At 65.4% G+C, this 19183-nt stretch carries 21 protein-coding genes and 2 tRNA genes; 3 read left to right on the forward strand and 20 right to left on the reverse strand.

The features are described 5' to 3' along the window. Window positions 1-11: 11 nt before the first annotated feature. Genes GH664_RS04525 through GH664_RS04535 form a run of 3 tightly spaced genes read left to right on the forward strand, consistent with a single transcriptional unit; the run spans window position 12 to window position 3117 of the window. Window positions 12-1211: a cation:proton antiporter gene (locus tag GH664_RS04525; protein ID WP_153166931.1), complete on the forward strand. Its 1200-nt coding sequence runs from the start codon at window positions 12-14 to the stop codon at window positions 1209-1211. Then, a complete protein-coding gene (locus GH664_RS04530; protein WP_153166932.1) occupies window positions 1211-2338 on the forward strand; it encodes a YbdK family carboxylate-amine ligase in 1128 nt (375 codons plus the stop codon). The genes GH664_RS04525 and GH664_RS04530 overlap by 1 nt, the downstream gene beginning before the upstream one ends. Then, window positions 2335-3117 (forward strand): gamma-glutamyl-gamma-aminobutyrate hydrolase family protein, encoded by a 783-nt coding sequence (locus GH664_RS04535; protein ID WP_153166933.1) that lies wholly within the window; start codon window positions 2335-2337, stop codon window positions 3115-3117. Before GH664_RS04530 ends, GH664_RS04535 begins: the two co-directional genes overlap by 4 nt. 169 nt (window positions 3118-3286) lie before the next feature. Here GH664_RS04535 and GH664_RS04540 read toward each other — a convergent pair. The 20 genes from GH664_RS04540 to GH664_RS04635 form a co-directional block, all read right to left on the reverse strand. After that, window positions 3287-3363, reverse strand: a tRNA-Pro gene (locus GH664_RS04540). 61 nt (window positions 3364-3424) lie between these two features. Further along, complete coding sequence (locus GH664_RS04545; protein ID WP_153166934.1) at window positions 3425-3805, reverse strand: MerR family transcriptional regulator; 381 nt, start codon at window positions 3803-3805, stop codon at window positions 3425-3427. Then, on the reverse strand, window positions 3786-4097 hold the full coding sequence (locus GH664_RS04550) for an integration host factor subunit alpha (protein ID WP_153167007.1): 312 nt from the start codon (window positions 4095-4097) through the stop codon (window positions 3786-3788). Before GH664_RS04550 ends, GH664_RS04545 begins: the two co-directional genes overlap by 20 nt. Continuing rightward, entirely contained in the window at window positions 4093-6483 is a 2391-nt protein-coding gene (gene pheT, locus GH664_RS04555; protein WP_153166935.1) for a phenylalanine--tRNA ligase subunit beta, read from the reverse strand. Before pheT ends, GH664_RS04550 begins: the two co-directional genes overlap by 5 nt. Before the next feature lie 53 nt (window positions 6484-6536). Then, window positions 6537-7568, reverse strand: a complete 1032-nt coding sequence (gene pheS, locus GH664_RS04560; RefSeq protein ID WP_153166936.1) for a phenylalanine--tRNA ligase subunit alpha — start codon at window positions 7566-7568, stop codon at window positions 6537-6539. 96 nt (window positions 7569-7664) lie between these two features. Beyond that, window positions 7665-8024, reverse strand: coding sequence for a 50S ribosomal protein L20 (gene rplT, locus GH664_RS04565; protein WP_153166937.1), 360 nt, complete (start codon window positions 8022-8024; stop codon window positions 7665-7667). Between the two features lie 12 nt (window positions 8025-8036). Beyond that, window positions 8037-8234, reverse strand: coding sequence for a 50S ribosomal protein L35 (gene rpmI, locus GH664_RS04570; RefSeq protein WP_096446058.1), 198 nt, complete (start codon window positions 8232-8234; stop codon window positions 8037-8039). Between the two features lie 146 nt (window positions 8235-8380). After that, a complete protein-coding gene (infC, locus tag GH664_RS04575; RefSeq protein WP_153166938.1) occupies window positions 8381-8902 on the reverse strand; it encodes a translation initiation factor IF-3 in 522 nt (173 codons plus the stop codon). 27 nt (window positions 8903-8929) lie between these two features. Continuing rightward, on the reverse strand, window positions 8930-10846 hold the full coding sequence (gene thrS / locus GH664_RS04580; protein ID WP_153166939.1) for a threonine--tRNA ligase: 1917 nt from the start codon (window positions 10844-10846) through the stop codon (window positions 8930-8932). A gap of 193 nt (window positions 10847-11039) precedes the next feature. After that, window positions 11040-11116 (reverse strand) — tRNA-Val (locus tag GH664_RS04585). 81 nt (window positions 11117-11197) lie between these two features. Beyond that, window positions 11198-11440: a GlsB/YeaQ/YmgE family stress response membrane protein gene (locus tag GH664_RS04590; RefSeq protein WP_153166940.1), complete on the reverse strand. Its 243-nt coding sequence runs from the start codon at window positions 11438-11440 to the stop codon at window positions 11198-11200. 29 nt (window positions 11441-11469) lie between these two features. After that, window positions 11470-12258, reverse strand: coding sequence for a 3'-5' exonuclease (locus GH664_RS04595; protein WP_194270326.1), 789 nt, complete (start codon window positions 12256-12258; stop codon window positions 11470-11472). Further along, window positions 12258-12680: a YdbL family protein gene (locus GH664_RS04600; RefSeq protein ID WP_228111381.1), complete on the reverse strand. Its 423-nt coding sequence runs from the start codon at window positions 12678-12680 to the stop codon at window positions 12258-12260. The genes GH664_RS04595 and GH664_RS04600 overlap by 1 nt, the downstream gene beginning before the upstream one ends. Further along, entirely contained in the window at window positions 12677-12898 is a 222-nt protein-coding gene (locus GH664_RS04605) for a hypothetical protein (protein WP_153167010.1), read from the reverse strand. The genes GH664_RS04600 and GH664_RS04605 overlap by 4 nt, the downstream gene beginning before the upstream one ends. 52 nt (window positions 12899-12950) lie before the next feature. Beyond that, window positions 12951-15035 (reverse strand): hypothetical protein, encoded by a 2085-nt coding sequence (locus GH664_RS04610; RefSeq protein WP_256219456.1) that lies wholly within the window; start codon window positions 15033-15035, stop codon window positions 12951-12953. Further along, a complete protein-coding gene (gene cysM / locus GH664_RS04615; RefSeq protein ID WP_153166942.1) occupies window positions 15019-15909 on the reverse strand; it encodes a cysteine synthase CysM in 891 nt (296 codons plus the stop codon). Before cysM ends, GH664_RS04610 begins: the two co-directional genes overlap by 17 nt. A gap of 42 nt (window positions 15910-15951) precedes the next feature. Further along, window positions 15952-17274: a UDP-glucose/GDP-mannose dehydrogenase family protein gene (locus tag GH664_RS04620; RefSeq protein ID WP_153166943.1), complete on the reverse strand. Its 1323-nt coding sequence runs from the start codon at window positions 17272-17274 to the stop codon at window positions 15952-15954. A gap of 46 nt (window positions 17275-17320) precedes the next feature. After that, complete coding sequence (lapB, locus tag GH664_RS04625; protein ID WP_153166944.1) at window positions 17321-18496, reverse strand: lipopolysaccharide assembly protein LapB; 1176 nt, start codon at window positions 18494-18496, stop codon at window positions 17321-17323. A gap of 6 nt (window positions 18497-18502) precedes the next feature. Next, window positions 18503-18808, reverse strand: a complete 306-nt coding sequence (locus GH664_RS04630; RefSeq protein WP_153166945.1) for a lipopolysaccharide assembly LapA domain-containing protein — start codon at window positions 18806-18808, stop codon at window positions 18503-18505. A gap of 89 nt (window positions 18809-18897) precedes the next feature. Next, window positions 18898-19182, reverse strand: coding sequence for an integration host factor subunit beta (locus GH664_RS04635; RefSeq protein WP_153166946.1), 285 nt, complete (start codon window positions 19180-19182; stop codon window positions 18898-18900). Window position 19183 lies beyond the last annotated feature (1 nt).

Raw genomic sequence — 19183 nt, forward strand, 5'->3', positions numbered from 1 at the left:
GAACGCTTCCGATGGATTTGCTCGTCTGGCCGGAATGGCCACCGCGCTTCAGCGCCCTTCTTCAGGTCGGGCTTGCGTTGATCCTGACCGCCCTCGCCGGCGAAGCCTGCCGGCGCGCCAGGCTCCCCAGCGTGAGCGGCTACGCAGCCGCCGGGCTGCTGCTCGGACCGTTGCTGCTCGGCTGGTTCGATGCGTCGGAACTGGCGAGCTATCGCAGCGTGCTCGACCTGTGCCTGGCGCTGCTGCTGTTCGAACTCGGCATGCGCCTCGACGTGCGCTGGTTCAGCGCCAACCCCTGGCTGCTTGCAACCAGCCTCGCGGAAATCGCCCTCAGCTTCGTGCTGACCTTCGCCGCACTGCAGGCGATCGACGGCGACACCCTGCTCGCCCTGGCCATCGCGGCGATTGCGGTGGGCACTTCTCCGGTGGTGGTGATGCGGGTGGTGGCAGAGCAGCATGCCAGCGGACAGGTGACCGATCGATTGCTGGCCCTGTGCGCCCTCAACGCAGCGGCCTCGGTCGTGTTGCTCAAGCTCGTGATGGGCGGGCTGCACGGCGTGCATGGTGGCGGCATCATCGCGCTGCTGCATCCGCTCTATCTGCTGGCCGGCTCCGTCGTGGGCGGAGCGCTGATCGCGGCGGCGTATGCCGGGTTGCGCAAGATCGTCGGCCCCGCATCCGAGCAGGGGCCGGCAGCGACCATTGCCCTGATGCTGGTGGTCGTGGCGATGCTGCACGCACTGCGGCTGCCGCTTGCGCTCGCGCCGTTGATCGGTGGCGCCCTTGTGAAATGGTTCGATCCCCGGCCGCACCAGTGGCCTGCGCAATTCGGCAGCGTGGGGAGCACGCTGGTGATCGTCGCCTTCATCCTCGCCGGCGCGGCGGCCGACCTGAACCACCTTGCGCTGGGCGCAGGCCTTGCCTTGGTGGCGATCGCCGCCCGCGCCTTCGGCAAGCTGGCCGGTGCGCTGGCCTTCGGCGCCCGCAGCGGGCTGGACCGATCCAAGAGCCTCGCCCTCGGCGTGGCGCTGATGCCGCTTTCCGTGCTGGCATTGGTCCAGACCGAGGATGTACACCAAGTCTTTCCGGAGTTCGGCGAGCGCCTGCAATCCGTCGTACTCGCGATGACGGCCGTGCTGGGCGCACTCGGGGCCATCGCCACTCGCTGGGCGTTGTTGCGCAGCCGTGAAAGCCGCGCGGGAGACAGATGATGAGCCTCGAATCCTTCGCGCCGTCGCGCGCGCTGTCCATCGGCGTGGAGCTTGAACTGCAACTGGTGAGCACGCACGACTACGACCTCGCTCCGGTGGCAGAGGATTTGCTGCGTGCCCTGTCGCACGCGGACCTGCAGGGCGACGTCAAGCCCGAGATGACCTGCTCCATGATCGAGCTATCGACCGGTGTCTGCGACCAATACGAGACGGTCGTCGCGCAACTGGAGGCGCTGCGCGACACCCTCGCGGCTGCTGCGCGCCGGCTCAACATCGGGATCTGCGGCGGCGGCACGCATGCATTCCAGAAATGGGGCGAGAGACGCATTTTCGATGGCCCTCGCTTTCACTATCTGTCCGACCTCTATGGCTATCTCGCCAAGCAGTTCACCGTTTTCGGCCAGCACGTGCATGTCGGCTGCCCGAGCCCGGATACCGCGCTCTACCTGCTGCACGGGCTTTCCCGCTACATCCCGCATCTGATCGCCCTGTCCGCGTCCTCGCCCTTCGTCCAGGGCGAGGACACAGGATTCGAATCCGCGCGACTCAACTCGGTGCTGGCCTTTCCACTGTCCGGTCGGGCGCCCTTCATCGGTAACTGGAGCGATTTCGAGCGCTACTTCGATAAGATGGCGAGCACCGGCGTGGTGAGCAGCATGAAGGATTTCTACTGGGACATCCGCCCCAAGCCCGAGTACGGGACGATCGAGATCCGCGTCATGGACACCCCGCTGACGGTACGAAGGGCTGCCGCGGTGGCCGCCTACATCCAGACCCTGGCGCGCTACCTGATGATCGAGCGGCCGTATCGGCTCGCCGAGGACGACTACCTCGTGTACACCTTCAACCGTTTCCAGGCCTGCCGCTTCGGCTACGACGGCGTCTATGTGCACCCGGAGACCCACGAGCACATCCCGATCGCCGAAGCGATCACGTCCAGCATTGCGCGCATCGAGCAGCACGCCATCGAACTTGGCACCGACGCCGTGCTCGCCGGGTTGAGGGCCGACGTTCTCGCGGGTCGCAACGATGCCCGCTGGCTGCGTGCGCAGCATGAAAACGGCGCGCCGCTCGCCGAGTTGGTGATGGGCCAATGCGCGCGCTGGACGCAAGGAGGCGCGATGTGAGCCGGCTGCCGCTGCGCATCGGCCTGTCGGCCCGCCTGATGCACAGCCCGCCGGCCGAACTCGGCTTTCCGGGCAAGACGCTGCAGTACCTGGAGCAGTCGATGGCGCACTGGATCATGTCCCACGGTGCGCTCGCGCTGATGGTGCCGACCATCGGCGAGCACTTGGGGCTGCGGCGCGCGCAGATCTCGGTGCGCGACTATGTCAGCAGCCTTGACGGCCTGGTGCTGCAGGGCGGCGCCGATGTCAGCCCCTCGACTTACCGCGACACGGCGCTGAGGCCGGAATGGACGGGAGATCGCGTGCGCGACCTTTACGAAATCGAACTGTTGTGGGAGTTCGTCATCCAGGGCAAGCCGGTGCTGGGCGTCTGCCGCGGTGCTCAGCTCATCAACGTGGCCTGCGGTGGCACGCTTTGGCAGGACATCACCGAATGCGTGCCGGGCGCGATCGCACACCGCAGCGACGACCTCTACGACCGCCACTACCACACCGTCGAGTTCGAACCGGGCAGCCGGCTGGCGAGCCTCTATCCCGAACGTGCGGGCGGACGCGTCAACAGCATCCACCATCAGGCGGTGCGCGAGCTCGGCGCCGACCTGCAGGTGGAGGCGCGCTCGGCGGGCGACGGCGTGATCGAGGCGATCCGCTGGCAGGGGTCCACCTACCTGTTCGGCTGCCAATGGCATCCCGAGTTCCAGGCTCGGGACGGCGACCTGCTGGACGGCAGCCCGATCATGCAGGACTTCCTGGAGGCAGCCGAACGCTCGCGTGCGTGACCACGGTCACGCCCCAAATCTGCACATGCGGGTCACGCCGCAGTCCGCAGCGGCCAACCTGCACCCACAGGCCGTGACAGATTCCGGCCGACCAGGCGCGCGCGTACAAGAATGGAAGGCCGGAAAGCAAAAAGCCGATCAGATTGATCGGCTTTTTGCTTGATTCGATTGGTCGGGGCGGCGGGATTCGAACTCGCGACCCCTTGCACCCCATGCAAGTGCGCTACCAGGCTGCGCTACGCCCCGACACAGAAGCCGCATTATAGCAGGCTATTCACGAATATCCAGTGCTTTCAGCGCGATCGCTTCATGCTCTCAGCTCCGCAAGCGCGTCGGCCACATCGATCCGAAGTTCCGCCAGCAGTGCCTTGCAGCGTTCCACCTCGGTAAGCTCTTCCTGACGCTGGATCGCAGCCTCGCCCAGCCTGTTGCGCGCACCGGAGATCGTGAACCCCTCCTCGTACAGCAACTGCCGGATGCGCCGAATCAGGAGCACCTCATGGTGCTGGTAATAGCGGCGATTGCCCCGCCGCTTCACCGGCTTGAGCTGGGTGAATTCCTGCTCCCAGTAGCGCAGCACATGTGGTTTGACGCCGCACAATTCCGACACCTCGCCGATCGTGAAGTAGCGCTTGGCGGGAATCGGCGGCAACTGTGCCGAACTGACTTCAGGGCTGCTTGCTTGCATCGCTGAGTTGCTCCACTGCGGCCTTCAGCTTCTGACTGGCATGGAAGGTGACGACACGGCGCGCGGTGATGGGGATCTCCTCGCCCGTCTTCGGATTGCGCCCAGGGCGTTGCGGCTTGTCGCGCAACTGGAAGTTGCCGAAGCCGGACAGCTTGACGCTGTCCCCGCGCTCGAGGGCGGTGCGGATCTCCTCGAAGAACCCCTCCACCATGTCCTTCGCTTCGCGCTTGTTCAATCCGACCTGCTCGAACAGCAGGTCGGCCAGTTCTGCCTTCGTCAGGGTCACGTCAATCTCCCGATCCACGCAGGCGTGCTCCGAGCACGGATTCGGCCTGACGGACGAGCGCCGAAACCGCAGCATCGACCTCGGCGTCTTCGAGAGTGCGCTGAGTATCTTGCATCAACACCCTGAAGGCAAGGCTCTTCCTGTCCGGATCGATGCCCTTGCCATGGTAGACGTCGAACAGCACAATCTCCCGCACGACGGCTGGCGCGGCCTCGCGCAGCACCTCGAGGGCGCGCGCCACGCTGACGTCCAGCGCGACGACCAGTGCGAGGTCGCGAGTCACCGCCGGCATGCGGGAAATCTCGGCGTAGGCCGGTACCACGGCGCCGAGCGCTGCCTCCAGTTCGAGCTCGAACACCACAGGCGCACTGCCCATGTCATAGCGCTGCACCCACACCGGATGCAGTTCGCCGATGATGCCGATGTTGCGGCCGTCGAGCCGCACGGTGGCGGCGCGGCCCGGGTGCAGTGCCGGATGTGACAAGCGCTCGAAGCTCAGCGTGCGCGGCGCAAACAGCGCCTCGAGGTCGCCCTTCACATCGTAGAAATCCACCTGGCGCGAGCGCTCGCCCCATTGCTCCGGCTGCGCCGATCCAGCCGCAAGGCCGGCCACCATCAGCGACTGGTGAAAGCCCGCCACCGGCACACCGTCGGCCTTGCGCTCGAAGCAACGGCCGATCTCGAACACGCGCACACGATCGATCTGGCGCTTGCGGTTGGTCACGAGGTTCGCGGCGAGGCCGGGAATCAGGCTCGAGCGCATCACGCTCAACTGGCTGGCGATCGGGTTTGCAAGGCGGATCGGCGCTTCGTTGGCGCAGAAGTCGCGCTCCCACGCTTCCTCGACGAAGGCGAAGTTCACCACCTCCTGATAGCCACGTGCAGCCAGCAGATGGCGCACATCCCATACCGGACGGCGGTTCTCGGCGCTGGGCAGCATCATCAGCGATCCCTGCGGTGCCACCGCCGGGATGTTGTCGTAGCCGTGCAGGCGCGCAAGTTCCTCGATCAGATCCTCCTCGATCTCGATGTCGAAGCGGAACGACGGCGGCGTGACGAGAAAGTCCTCGCCCTCGCGCACGACGTGCAGATGCACACGCTCGAGCAGCGCCTGGATCCCGGCATCGTCGAGATGGATGCCGAGCAGCCGGCGTGCGCGCGCCGGACGCAGGCGCACCGCAGGACGTGCCGGCAGGTGATCGCGAGCGACCGCCTCCTCCACCGGCCCGGCCTCGCCGCCACAGATGTCGAGGATGAGCTGCGTGGCCCGCTCGAGCGCAGTGCGCGCGAGTTCGAAATCCACGCCACGCTCGAAGCGGTGCGACGCATCGGACGTGAAACCGTAGGCGCGGGCTCGCCCCGCGATCGCCGCCGGCGCGAAGAAGGCGCTCTCGAGGAACACTTCGGTCGTCGCGAGCGTGATGCCGCTGTCCTCGCCACCCATGATGCCGGCCAGCGCCAGCGCACGGTTCTCGTCGGCGATGAGCAGCGTGTCGGCAGCCGGCGTCACCGTCTGCTTGTTGAGCAGGACGACCTGCTCTCCGGCCGCCGGATAGCGCACGTGGATCGCACCGGCAAGCTTCGTGTTGTCGAAGGCGTGAAGCGGCTGGCCGAGTTCCAGCATCACGTAGTTCGTGACGTCGACCAGCGCGCTGATGCTGCGGATGCCGCTGCGCACCAGGCGACGCACCATCCAGTCCGGCGTCAGTGCCCTGGCGTCCACACCGCTCAGGATGCGCCCGCAATAGCGCGGGCAGGCATCCTCAGCATCCAGGACGATGGCGCGGCGCGCATCGATGCTGGGCACAACCGGGGCGACCGCGGGGAGATGCAGCGGCCGGCCGGTGATTGCCGCCAGCTCGCGCGCCACGCCGGTCAGGCTCAGGCAGTCGGCCCGGTTGGGCGTGAGCTTGATCGTGAACAGGGTATCGTCAAGACCGAGATAGTCGCGGATGTCGGTGCCGACCGGCGCGTCGGCGGGCAGCGCATACAAGCCGCCGTGGTCGTCCGACAGGCCCAGCTCGCGTGCCGAGCACAGCATGCCGAAGGATTCGACGCCGCGCAGCTTGGCTTCCTTGATCGCGAAGTCACCCGGCAGGCGCGCGCCCACGCGAGCGCACGGCACCTTCATTCCGGCCGCCGCATTCGGCGCACCGCAGACGATCTGCAGCAGCTCGCCGGTGCCGGCGTCGACCTTGCACAGCTTGAGCTTGTCGGCATTGGGATGCTTGTCAGCCTCGACGATCTGCGCGACCACCACGCCCGTAAACGCGGGCGCAGCCGGGTCGGCTTCTTCCACCTCGAGACCGGCCATCGTCAGCAGATGGCCGAGTGCGGCACTGTCGAGCTGCGGGTCGACGAAAGTCCGCAGCCACTGTTCGGAGAATTGCATGATTCGTATACCTGGATGGGCTTGCCTTGATGCGGATGCCGGGGCGGGCGCGGTCAGCGAAACTGGCTGAGGAAGCGCAGGTCGCCCTCGAAGAACAGGCGCAGGTCATTGACGCCGTAGCGCAGCATGGTCAGGCGGTCCGGCCCCATGCCGAAGGCGAAACCGGTGTAGCGCTCGGGGTCGAAGCCGCCGAAGCGCAGCACGTTCGGATGCACCATGCCGCAGCCGGCGATCTCGAGCCAGCGGCCCTCGAGTGCGCCGCTCATGAAGGCGACATCGATTTCGGCGCTGGGCTCGGTAAAGGGGAAGAAGGACGGCCGGAAGCGCACCTGCAGGTCTTCCGTCTCGAAGAACTTGCGCAGGAAATCGGCGATGACGCCTTTCAGGTCTGCGAAGCTGACGTTTTCGCCCACCCACAGGCCCTCGACCTGATGGAACATCGGCGAGTGCGTGGCGTCCGAGTCGACGCGATACACGCGACCAGGCGCGATCAGGCGCAGCTCGGGCATGTGCTCGCGCTCGGCGTGGCGCGCGACGTGCTCCTGCATCGCGCGGATCTGCACCGGGCTGGTGTGCGTGCGCAACAGCACATCGTCGTGGCCTTCGAGATAGAAGGTGTCGTGCATCGAGCGCGCCGGATGGTTTTCCGGCGTGTTGAGCGCGGTGAAGTTGTGCCAGTCGGTCTCGATCTCCGGACCGTCGGCGACGATGAAACCGATCGAACCGAACAACGCCTCGACACGCTCCAGCGTGCGGCTGACCGGATGCAGGCCGCCGGGCGCGCCACCGCGCCCAGGAAGGGTCACGTCGAGCGCCTCGGCAGCGAGTTGCGCCAGCAGCGCGGCTTCGCGCAGGGCTTGGCGGCAGGCATCGAGCGCCTGCTCGATGGCATCCTTGGCGCGATTGATCGCCGCTCCCGCTTCACGTCGCTCATCGGGCGCGAGCTTGCCCAGCGCCTTCAGCCGTTCGGTGAGCGAACCGCTCTTGCCGAGGTAACGCGCCTTGGCCTGCTCGAGCGCGGCGCCGTCCACCGCGGCGGCGAAGTCCGCCGCCGCCTGTTGAACCAGTTGATCCAGTGTTTCCATTGTCCTGCCGTCCGGAATTGCTCTGATGCGGAGACACTAAAAAAAAAGGAGGCCAGGCCTCCTTTTTTCGGGCTGCTTGTGCCGGATAGAGTCGGCTTAGGCAGCGAGTTTGGCCTTGGCTTGTTCGGCAATCGCCGCAAAAGCGGGCTTGTCGAACACGGCCAGGTCGGCCAGGACCTTGCGGTCGATTTCGATCGCAGCCTTCTTCAGGCCGTTCATGAAGGTGCTGTAGGTCAGACCCAGTTCGCGGGCGGCCGCGTTGATACGCGCGATCCACAGGGCGCGGAACTGGCGCTTGCGCTGACGGCGGTCGCGGTAGGCGTACTGGCCAGCCTTCATCACCGCCTGCTTGGCGATGCGATAGACGTTCTTGCGACGGCCGCGGTAGCCCTTGGCCTGGGAGAGGACTTTCTTGTGACGGGCGCGGGCGGTTACACCACGTTTAACGCGAGGCATTGCGGTCTCCTATCAAGCGTAAGGCAGCATGGCGCGAATCAGCTTCTCGTCTGCGGCGTGGACTTCCGTCATGCCGCGAAGCTGGCGCTTGCTCTTGGTGGTCTTCTTGGTAAGGATGTGGCGCTTGAACGCCTGGGACCGCTTGATCCCGCCGCTGGAGCGGACCTTGAAGCGCTTCTTCGCTCCGCTCTTGGTCTTCATCTTGGGCATTGCTAAGACTCCGTGTTTTTGGATGCCGTCAGGTAGCGCCGAAACCAGCCGGCACGTTTTCAGACCTGACACCACTTGTTTTCCGCCGCCCCGGCTTCCCGGGGCGCCGGTCCTGTCCCGTTACCGGGACAGATCCTGCAAACCGCTCAGCGGTTCTTCTTGGGCGCGATGACCATGATCATCTGGCGCCCTTCCATCTTGGGCATCTGCTCGACCTGACCCAGCTCCTCCAGGTCGGCCTTGACGCGCTCGAGCTGACGCAGACCGAATTCCTGGTGCGCCATCTCGCGGCCGCGGAAGCGCAAGGTCACCTTGCACTTGTCGCCTTCCTCGAGGAAGCGCTTCAAGTTGCGCAGCTTGATCTGGTAGTCGTTCTCGTCGGTACCGGGGCGGAGCTTGACCTCCTTTACCTGCACCTGTTTCTGCTTCAATCGGGCTTCGTGGGCCTTCTTCTGTTCCTGATACTTGAACTTGCCGAAGTCCATCAGCTTGCACACCGGCGGCTTGGCCATCGGCGCGATTTCGACAAGATCCAGCCCGGCTTCTTCAGCCATGTTGAGGGCGGTATGCACGGAAACGATGCCGAGCTGTTCGCCTTCTTCGCCGACCAGGCGGATCTCAGGCGCGTTGATCTCCCCGTTTACGCGCTGCTTTTTTTCTTGAGCGATGGTTCAACTCTCCACGAAAACCAAAAATCAGACCGTGCCGGCTTTCGCTTCTAGTTCGCGACGCCAGCGTTCGATCAGCGAATCGAGGGACATTTGGCCAAGGTCCTGGCCGCCTCGGGCGCGCACGGCAACAAGGCCCGCCGCCCTTTCCTTGTCGCCGATGACGATCTGGTATGGCAGCTTTTGCACGCTATGTTCGCGAATTTTATAGTTAATCTTCTCGTTGCGCAAATCGGCCTCGACGCGGAAGCCCGCCTTCTTCAAGGCGGCGACCACCTCGGTCGCATATCCGGCCTGCGCTTCGGTGATGTTCATCACCACCGCCTGCACAGGTGAAAGCCACAAGGGCATCGCACCGGCGTGATGCTCGATCAGGATGCCGATGAAGCGCTCCATCGAGCCCACGATGGCGCGATGCAGCATGACCGGAAACTTCTTGGTGTTGTCTTCGGCCACATACTCCGCGCCCAGGCGCACCGGCAGATTGAAATCAAGCTGCAGCGTGCCGCACTGCCAAACGCGCTGGAGACAGTCCTTCAGCGAGAACTCGATCTTCGGCCCATAGAAGGCCCCCTCACCCGGCTGCAGCTCGTAGGCCAGGCCCTGCGCATCGAGCGCGGCAGCCAGCGCCGCCTCGGCGGCATCCCACTGCTCGTCCGAACCCACCCGCTTTTCGGGCCGCGTAGACAGCTTCACCAGGATGTCGGTGAAACCGAAATCCGCGTAGACCTTCTGCAGCAACTCGATGAAGGCGGCGGATTCCGCCTGCACCTGGCTCTCCGCACAGAAGATGTGCGCATCGTCCTGGACGAAGTTGCGGACGCGCATGATGCCGTGCAGCGAGCCCGAGGGCTCATTGCGATGGCACGAGCCGAACTCGGCCATGCGCAGCGGAAGGTCGCGATAGCTCTTGAGGCCCTGATTGAAGATCTGGATGTGACAAGGGCAGTTCATCGGCTTGACCGCGTAGTCGCGCTTCTCCGACTGCGTGGTGAACATGAGGTCGGAGTACATGCCCCAGTGGCCGGACTTCTCCCACAGCGAACGATCGACGATCTGCGGCGTCTTCACTTCCTGGTAGCCGTGCTCGGCAATCGTGCGGCGCAGGTACTGCTCGACCTGTTGCCACAGCGTCCAGCCCTTGGCGTGCCAGAACACCATGCCCGGCGCCTCTTCCTGGATGTGGAACAAATCGAGGGCACGACCGAGCTTGCGGTGGTCGCGCTTCTCGGCTTCCTCCAGCATGTGGAGGTAGTCGTCGAGCTCGTCCTTCTTCGCCCAGGCGGTGCCATAGACGCGCTGCAGCATCTCGTTCTTCGAGTCACCGCGCCAGTACGCACCAGCGAGCTTGGTGAGCTTGAACACTTTCAGCTTGCCGGTCGACGGCACGTGCGGGCCGCGGCACAGGTCGATGAAATCGCCCTGCCGGTACAGAGACACGTCTTCCTCGGCTGGAATCGACGCGATGATCTCGGCCTTGTAGTGCTCGCCGATACCCTTGAAGAACGCCACCGCCTTGTCACGCGGCCACACTTCACGCTGGACGGGAATTTCGCGCCTGACGATCTCCGCCATGCGCTTTTCGATCGCCTCGAGATCCTCGGGCGTAAACGGGCGCTTGTACGAGAAATCGTAGTAGAAGCCGTTATCGATCACCGGCCCGATCGTCACCTGAGCATCCGGGAACAGCTCCTTGACCGCATGCGCCAGCAGGTGGGCAGTCGAGTGCCGGATGATGTCGAGGCCCTCGGCGTTCTTGTCGGTGATGATCGCAAGCTCGGCGTCGGCGTCGATGCAATGCGACAGGTCGACGAGCCTGCCCCCGACGCGACCGGCAAGCGCCGCCTTCGCCAGACCCGCCCCGATCGAGGAGGCCACCTCGAACACCGTCACCGGATGATCGAAACTGCGGACGGAGCCATCGGGAAGTGTGATGTTGGGCATGATTTCGTGGCCTCGGAGCGTGATAGTGCTTTGGTGCTTTGGCTTCCAGACATCCGGCTCGATCACCGGCGGCCGTGGACGAAAAAAAAGCGCGGTCGAGGCGCGCTTTTTTCTCTAGCAGACAAGCGGAGCCGACCTGTTCAGTTTCCGGCCGTGAAACGAGTTCGGAACATGAAGATCAACCCCAGATGTTTGGTAGGCGCGATTGGATTCGAACCAACGACCCCCACCATGTCAAGGTGGTGCTCTAACCAACTGAGCTACGCGCCTGCTGAAGCCCCCCATTATAGACATCGATGAAATCTTGTCAAAGACTTTTTACGATGTCGCGACAACGGGGAACGCGCCCGACTACCTTTTCAGGCGCGACACCACGACAAGGATGATGATCGCGCCGATCACCGCGCCGACGAAGCCGGCCGGCTGCCCCGCCTGATAGACGCCGATCGCCTGGCCGCCGAAAGTGGCGAGCATGGCGCCGGCGATGCCGAGCAGCGAAGTCATGATCAGCCCGAGGCCGTCCTTGCCCGGATGCAGAAGACGGGCGACGAGGCCGACGATGAGACCGATGATGATGGTGCCGATGATGGACATGGTGCTCTCCTTTGAAGAGTGTCGATGAATCACTCCGCCGGCCACGCCGACAGGAACTGCTTCCAGTGCGGCGCATCGATGCGCGCCAGCGTGTCACGCACAACCTGCACCTCCTGCGCCCACGCCGCCGCGTCGAGATGGCCGCGCATGCGCTGGAAGCGCAGATAGACGAGGTAGGTGTTCACCACGTCGGTTTCGCAATAATCCCGGATCTCCGCGATGCGACCCGCCTGCCAGGCCTGCCACACCGCGGAGCCGTCCATGCCGAGCTTGCCCGGATAACCCATCAGCCTGGCCAGATCATCAAGCGGCGCATTGGCGCGCGGCTGGTACAGGGCCAGCAGATCCATCAAGTCCAGGTGCCGGGCGTGGTAACGGCTGATGTAGTTGTTCCACTTGAAGTCGCGCGAATCGTTGTAGTCGCCTTCGCCCTGATCCCAGTAACGCGGCGCGGCCACGCCGTGCAGCATGCCGCGATAGTGCAGCACCGGCAGGTCGAAGCCGCCGCCGTTCCACGACACGATCTGCGGCGTAAAGCGCTCGATGCCATCGAAAAAGCGCTGGATGATCTGGCCCTCGCCGCAATCCGGCTCCGACAACGAGAACACGCGAAAATGGCTGGCGTCGCGCAACGCGCATGAGATCGTCACCACGCGCTGCAGGTGATGCGGCAGGAAGTCGCTGCCGTGGCTCACACGCCGCTGCTGGAAGGCGAACTCCGCCGCTTCTGCATCCGAAAGCTCGGCGGGCAGGTCGTTCAGCGCACGGATGCCCGTGATGTCAGGGATCGTCTCGATGTCGAAGACCAGAACCGGCATCACTTCCTCACCCAGTTCCCGTCCGCCTGCACCCACCAGCCAGACTGGGCGCGCTGGACCCATCGCTGCGCGAATGTCCTGCGCACGTCGGCCTCCCACTCGGGGTGGCCGTTGGCGCGTGCGATCTCGCGGTACAGCGCAACGCGGTCGGAATTTTCCGCTGCCACCAGGACGTTCACCTGCCCGCGCTGGGCCAGCGGCACGCCGGACACATCCCGCAGCGCAACCGTACCGTCCGCTGCCAGTCCGACGGCGCCCGCGGCATAGAGCGGCGCAAGCTGTGCGTGGCGCTGCTGCATCGAGGTCCGCAACGCGGCGATCGCCGGAGAATCGATGTCCAGATTACCCTGCGCCCCCGCGCCGAGCGGAAGCAGACCTGCGAGCGCCAGCCACAGGATGCCGGCCCATCTCTTCATGTTCATGGCTTCGCTCCTCCCGCGTTCGAATCCTGACCCGCCGGAGGTGGTGCGGACGGGCGAGTCGTCTGCCTGCCTTCCTGCAACTGCCACACCTCGTCGATGATCCTGTCCGCTGCCTTCTCGGCGGCGGCAGCAGGGAAATAGATGTTGATGGTGACGCAACCGGCCAGCATCAGCAGTGCTGCCGCGCCGGCAAGGCAACACAAGCGGCGACGCTTCATGTATGACATCGAGTTCTCCCGTTCCAGCCGCACGCCGTCGATTCCGCAGCAATCAGCGCAGCTCCGGAGCGACCTTGCCGCTGGTGACGCGCTGCAGGCGTTCGACGAGCTCGTTCCAGTCAATGCGCCGATTGTAGCCGATGACATCCAGGGCCGGGACGCCGCCGCCGCGCACGATCACGAAGCCGTCATCTGCCCGGTTCGCCCCGGCAATGCCATCCGCACGGCATACGTTCGCCCGCAGCACGCAGCGGAAGCCGAGCTCACGGTAGCCGAAGGTGTCGAACAGGCCGATCAGGCCACGCTGGATCGCTGCCGATGCTCCCGCGCCACCCAGCGCACTGATGTTCTGCACTGCGCGCTGGCTGATGCGCCGCGGATAGGAGCCGGCGCTGCTGGCGATGCGCGCGTCGAAGCGCACCGGTCGCCAGCGCTGCAACTCCAGGTCCCGGACGTCCGCGTCGACAAAGCCGGTGATGCTGCCGAAGCGGAAGGTGTCGGTAAGCTGGGCAAGGTCGATGTGCCGCGCCTCGATGTTGGCCGACAGATGCGAAGCGATGCCGAAAGGCTCGCGCACGCGCAGTTCGGTCGCCTGCACATAACCGTCGAACGCCGAGATCACGAGCGCACCATCCAGCGAAATCTCACCCGGACGCAGGTTGAGCGCCGGGATGGAGGCCGTCAGCACACCGCCCATCGAGGGCAGACCGAGCGCGTCGGTGAGCAGCCGCATCGACAGCGGCTCGACCACGACTTGGCCGCTGCCGCGCCAGCCCTCGGTTACACGCTGCAATGCCAGACCGTCGAGTACGACTGCGCCATCGAGCAAGGGAATCGAACTTCGAGCGAACGCAATGCGGTCGCCCTGAAGTTCCGCAGCGAGCAGAAAGGGCCCGAGGGTCAGCCGCTCCCAACGACCGCCGTCCACGCGCAGGTCAGCGCGCGAACTGGCCCCTGCCCGCCAAGGGACATGGCCGCTGACCGGCCCAAGCGCCAGACCACCTCCGGCCGCGCCTGGAAGGCTGAATCCGGCTGCATCGAATACCGCATCGAATTCCTGCAAGGCCCCGGCGCCAACGCGCACGCCCGCACTGACATGCCCGGCGAAGCGCAGGCGCTCGGCCGCCTGCGGCGCGACCAGCGGGGCGATCCAGCGGGGCCCGACAATGGCAAGATCGGCACGTGACATCGTCATTGCCCCATCGACCAGGCGTCGCCGCCGGACATCGAGTACGGCGGTCGCTGCCAGCGCATCGACGCCCTCGAGCTGCAACACCACCCGCTGCAAGTCGAGCCGGTCGCCCTGCATCGCCCCGGCCACATCCAGCCGCGCACCCGCCTCGACGAAGAAAGGGTGCCAATAGATCGCGCCCGAGCGCCAGTCGACCGAGCCCTCACCGTGCCAGCGCCCGCGCCGGCGTGAGGCGTCAAAACGGAAATCGACACCCAGCTTTTCGCCGGCCTGCAAGCCGTCTGCGCTGCCGAAGCCTCCGGCGTCGATCGTGCCGCGCACGATCAGGCGGCCGTCTGTTGCCGCGGCGCCGCGCGCAGCCCCGGGTGGCAGCCACTCGATCTCGCCATCAACGAGGCCTGCCGCCTTCCATCCAACGAGCGCGGCGAGGTGAGGCTGAAGTCGTGCCGCAAGCTCGGTCAGCGACAGGCGTGTGATGCGTCCGTGGAGACGGCCCGAGGCGTCGGCGCGGAAGGCCACGCGGGCACCGCGCTCGCCGCGGGCCACCGCGTTCGCCTCGCCCGTCGTCAGGTCGAGGTCGAAGTCCACCCGCCAGGGGAGCTCGTCGGCTCCGATGTGAGGGCGCCCGTCACGACAGGCGATGAATGGATAGCTGAGTGCTCCCTGCGCACACCGAAGGCCCAGGCCGCGGAGCTCACCGGCACCGACGCGCAGATGCGCAATCTCGAGCGCGAGGCGTGCCTCACCGCCACTGGCATGCAGCGACAGATCGCGGATGGAAAAGGCAGGATGATCGACGCGGCTCACCACCAGCGCCAGCCGCTCCATGCCGATCGTCGCCGCTTCGGCCGGCGCTGCCACAGCCCACGGCAAGCACGTCGCGAGTGCGGTGGCGAAGACCCGCCGCACGCCGCGCAAGCGCCAGCCCTCAGGCGGGGAAGACACCCGTGGACAGGTAACGGTCACCGCGGTCGCACACGATGGTGACGATCACCGCGTTCTCCACTTCGGCTGCGATCCGCGTCGCCACATGCAGCGAGCCGCCTGACGAGATGCCGGCGAAGATCCCCTCCTCGCGCGCCAGGCGCCGCGTCATTTCCTCGGCTTCGGCCTGGCTGACGTTTTCGACCCGGTCAACGCGTGGTCGCTCGAAGATCTTCGGCATGTAGGCTTCCGGCCACTTGCGGATGCCTGGAATCTGCGAGCCATCCGCCGGCTGGCAGCCGACGATCTGGATCGCCGGGTTCTGCTCCTTGAGGAAACGGGAGGTGCCCATGATGGTGCCAGTGGTGCCCATCGAGCTGACGAAATGCGTGATCCGCCCGCCTGTCTGCTCCCACAGCTCGGGGCCCGTTCCTTCGTAGTGCGCAAGCGGATTGTCCGGGTTGCCGAACTGGTCGAGGATGATGCCCTTGCCTTCGTCGCGCATGCGGTCGGCGATGTCGCGAGCCAGCTCCATGCCGCCGGAAGTCGGCGTCAGCACGAGCTCCGCACCGAAGGCGCGCATCGTCTGCCGGCGCTCGATGCTCTGGTTCTCGGGCATCACCAGGATCATGCGGTAGCCCCGCATCGCCGCCGCCATCGCCAGGGCGATGCCGGTGTTGCCGCTGGTCGCCTCGATGAGGGTATCCCCGGGCTTGATGTCGCCGCGCGCCTCGGCGCGCAGGATCATCGACAGCGCCGGCCGGTCCTTTACCGAGCCGGCAGGGTTGTTGCCCTCGAGCTTGGCGAGGATGACGTTGTTGCGGCCGGCGTTGATGCGCTTGAGCCGCACCAGCGGCGTCCTGCCGACGTAGTCTTCGAGCGTCCTGAATTCCATTCCAGTTCCGATGTTTGCGTCCGATGCGTGTTCGACCACGAATCAGCCGCGTCCGATCCCGTGATACTCGACTCCCGCCTCACGCATCACGGCCGGATCGTACATGTTGCGCCCGTCGAAGATCACCGGATGCTTGAGCGCGGCGCGGATGCGCTCGAAATCCGGGCTGCGGAACTCCTTCCACTCGGTCACGATCACCAGCGCGTCGGCGCCGTCGACCGCGGCCATCGGCCGCTCGACATAGCTCAGACGCGGCTCGTCGCCGAAGATGCGGCGCGCCTCGTCCATCGCCACCGGGTCGTAGGCGACCGCGGTTGCCCCACGCCGGAACAGCTCGGCCAGAATGACCCGGCTGGGCGCGTCACGCATGTCGTCGGTATTGGGCTTGAACGCCAGCCCCCACAACGCGAAGCGCATGCCGCTCAGGTCCTCGCCGAAGCGGGTGACGATCTTGTCCACCAGGCGCAGCTTCTGCGCCTCGTTGGCCAGTTCGACTGCGTTGAGCAGCAGGAGATCGTGTCCGCTCTCGTGGCCAGTGCGGACCAGCGCCTTGACGTCCTTCGGGAAGCAGGAACCGCCATAGCCGCAGCCGGCATAGAGAAAATGCCAGCCGATGCGCGGGTCGGAGCCGATGCCCTGGCGCACCAGCTCGATGTCCGCGCCCAGCGTCTCGGCCAGGTTGGCGAGTTCGTTCATGAAGCTGATGCGGGTCGCCAGCATGGCGTTGGCCGCATACTTGGTGAGCTCGGCACTGCGCACGTCCATCACCAGCAGCTTCTCGTGGCTGCGCTGGAAGGGGCCGTAGAGCTGGCGCATCAACTCGATCGCGCGCTTGTCGTCGGCACCGACGATGATGCGGTCGGGACGCATGAAATCCTCGACCGCCGCACCTTCCTTGAGGAACTCCGGATTCGAGACGACCGCGAACGGGATATCGGCACTGCGTCTGGCCAGCTCCTCGGCGATCACCGCCCCGACCTTGTCACCCGTCCCCACCGGCACGGTGGATTTGTCCACCACGACCCGGTAACCATCCATGAAGCGGCCGATGTTGCGCGCGGCGGCAAGCACATACTGCAGGTCGGCCGAGCCATCCTCGTCCGGCGGCGTGCCGACGGCGATGAACTGGATGGTGCCGTACTTCGCCGCATGTTCGATGTCGGTGGTGAAGGACAGGCGGCCCGCGGCGACGTTGCGGCGCACGATCTCGAGCAGACCAGGCTCGTGGATGGGGATGCCGCCTTCCTCCAGGATGCGGATCTTGTTCGGATCGACATCGAGGCACAGGACGTCATTGCCGACATCCGCCAGACAGGCGCCACTGACCAGGCCGACATAGCCGGTACCAACCACGGTGATTTTCATGCTGGACAGCTCCTGAAGAAGTTAAATGTTGGGGAGGCGGCGCCGCTCAGGGCGTCAGATCGAATTCTTCGGTCCGACGCGGCGGATAGGTTTCCCAGCCGCCACAGGCCGGACAGTGCCAGTGGAACTGGCGCGCCTTGAAGCCGCACGCATCGCAACGATAGCGCGCAACCTTACGCGTGTGCCCATGAATCAACTGCTTGACGAGCTCGATGTCGGAGCGCTGCTCTGGCGGCGCCGTCAGCAGCGCAGCCTCCAGCAGCTTGTCGAGGCCGAGCAGTGTCGGGTTGCGCTTGAGTTCCTCGCGCACCAGATCGTAGGCAGTCCTTGCCCCATGCTTTTCCAGCTCCCAACGGAACAGCTCGTCGAGCAGGTCGAGCGAGGCATGGTTCTCGAGCCAGGCACGGAGCAACTGGTGGCCCTGCTCCAGGCGGCCGAGGCGCCCGTATGCGTCCATCACCCGCTCGGCCACGAGGGCGAGGTAAACCGGGTCTTGCGTTTCGATCCGCTTCCACGCCTCGAGCGCGTCCTCGTCGCGCCCTTCGGCCACCAGCAGGTCGCCCAGCAGCAGGCTGGCGCGCACGCTGCGCCGGTTTACCGCCAGCGCCTCATCCAGATGCGGGCGCACTTCGTCGAAGCGGGAGTTTGCCAGCGCACTCGCGGCGAGCTCGCAGTGGAAGTTGGCCACTTCACGACGCCACATCACGCTTTCGTGATTCGGCAGGGCGCGTGCGATGCCGATCGCCTTGGCCCAGTCCTTCTCCTGCTGGTAGATCTCGAGCAGGTACTGCAGCGCCACCGCGTCGGCACGCGTGTCGCGCAGCTTGAGGAACACCGCCTCGGCACGGTCGAGCAACCCGGCCTTGAGGAAGTCCTGCCCGAGCTCGCTCAGCGCCTGCAGGCGCTGCTCCTCGTCGAGATCCTCGCGATCGACCAGCAGTTGATGGATGCGGATCGCGCGATCGGTTTCACCACGGCGCCGGAACAGGCTGCCGAGCGCAAAATGCAGTTCGACCGTCTGAGGGTCGATGCGCACCGCCTCGACGAAGGCATCGATCGCCTTGTCGGGCTGTTCGTTGAGCAGGAAGTTCAGGCCGTTCAGGTAGGAGCGCGGCAAGGCGCGCGACTCCTGGACCACCTGACGGATGTCGATGCGTGCGGCCAGCCAGCCGAGCGCGAAGAAAAGCGGCAGCGCGAGCAGCCACCAGAATTCGATTTCCATACTTGATCAGAGGGGTTCGGCGGGGAGCGCGTCGACTGCCGGCGCGACCGGTTCCGCCTGACCGCGCTCCATGCGTTCGACCTGGCGGCGCAGCCGGCGGATCTCGCGATGCTTGCGCAGCAACGAGGCGAAGGTGGCTGTCACGCCAAGCAGCGCACCAGCAGCAAAGCTCAGCAGGATCACGAAGACCAGTGGCAATTGCCACTGCCCGCCAAAGAAGAAGTACAGGTTCGCCAGGTGGTCATTCTTGACCGCGAACCCGAACAGGAAGAAGAACAGCAGCAGGCGGAGTGTCCAGATCAATGCACGCATGGGTCCGCATTATCCCCGAGCGAATGACAAAAAAGAAGGCGGCCGCAGCCGCCTTCCAGAACATCCAAAAAAAACCCGTCGCCGCGCGGTCACTCGCAGAGATCCACCCGCTCGCGCAACTCCTTGCCGGCCTTGAAATGGGGCACGTACTTTTCCGGTACATGCACCTTTTCACCCGATTTCGGATTGCGCCCTACGCGGGGAGGACGGTAATTCAGTGCGAAACTTCCAAACCCGCGGATCTCGATGCGATCGCCGCGCGCGAGCGCGTCGGACATCGCATCGAGGATCATCTTGACCGCGTAATCGGCATCCTTAGCAACCAGTTGCGGGAAACGTGCCGCAAGCAGGGTGATCAGCTCCGACTTGGTCATG

The sequence above is a fragment of the Thauera sp. 2A1 genome (assembly GCF_009469595.2).
Classification (GTDB): domain Bacteria; phylum Pseudomonadota; class Gammaproteobacteria; order Burkholderiales; family Rhodocyclaceae; genus Thauera.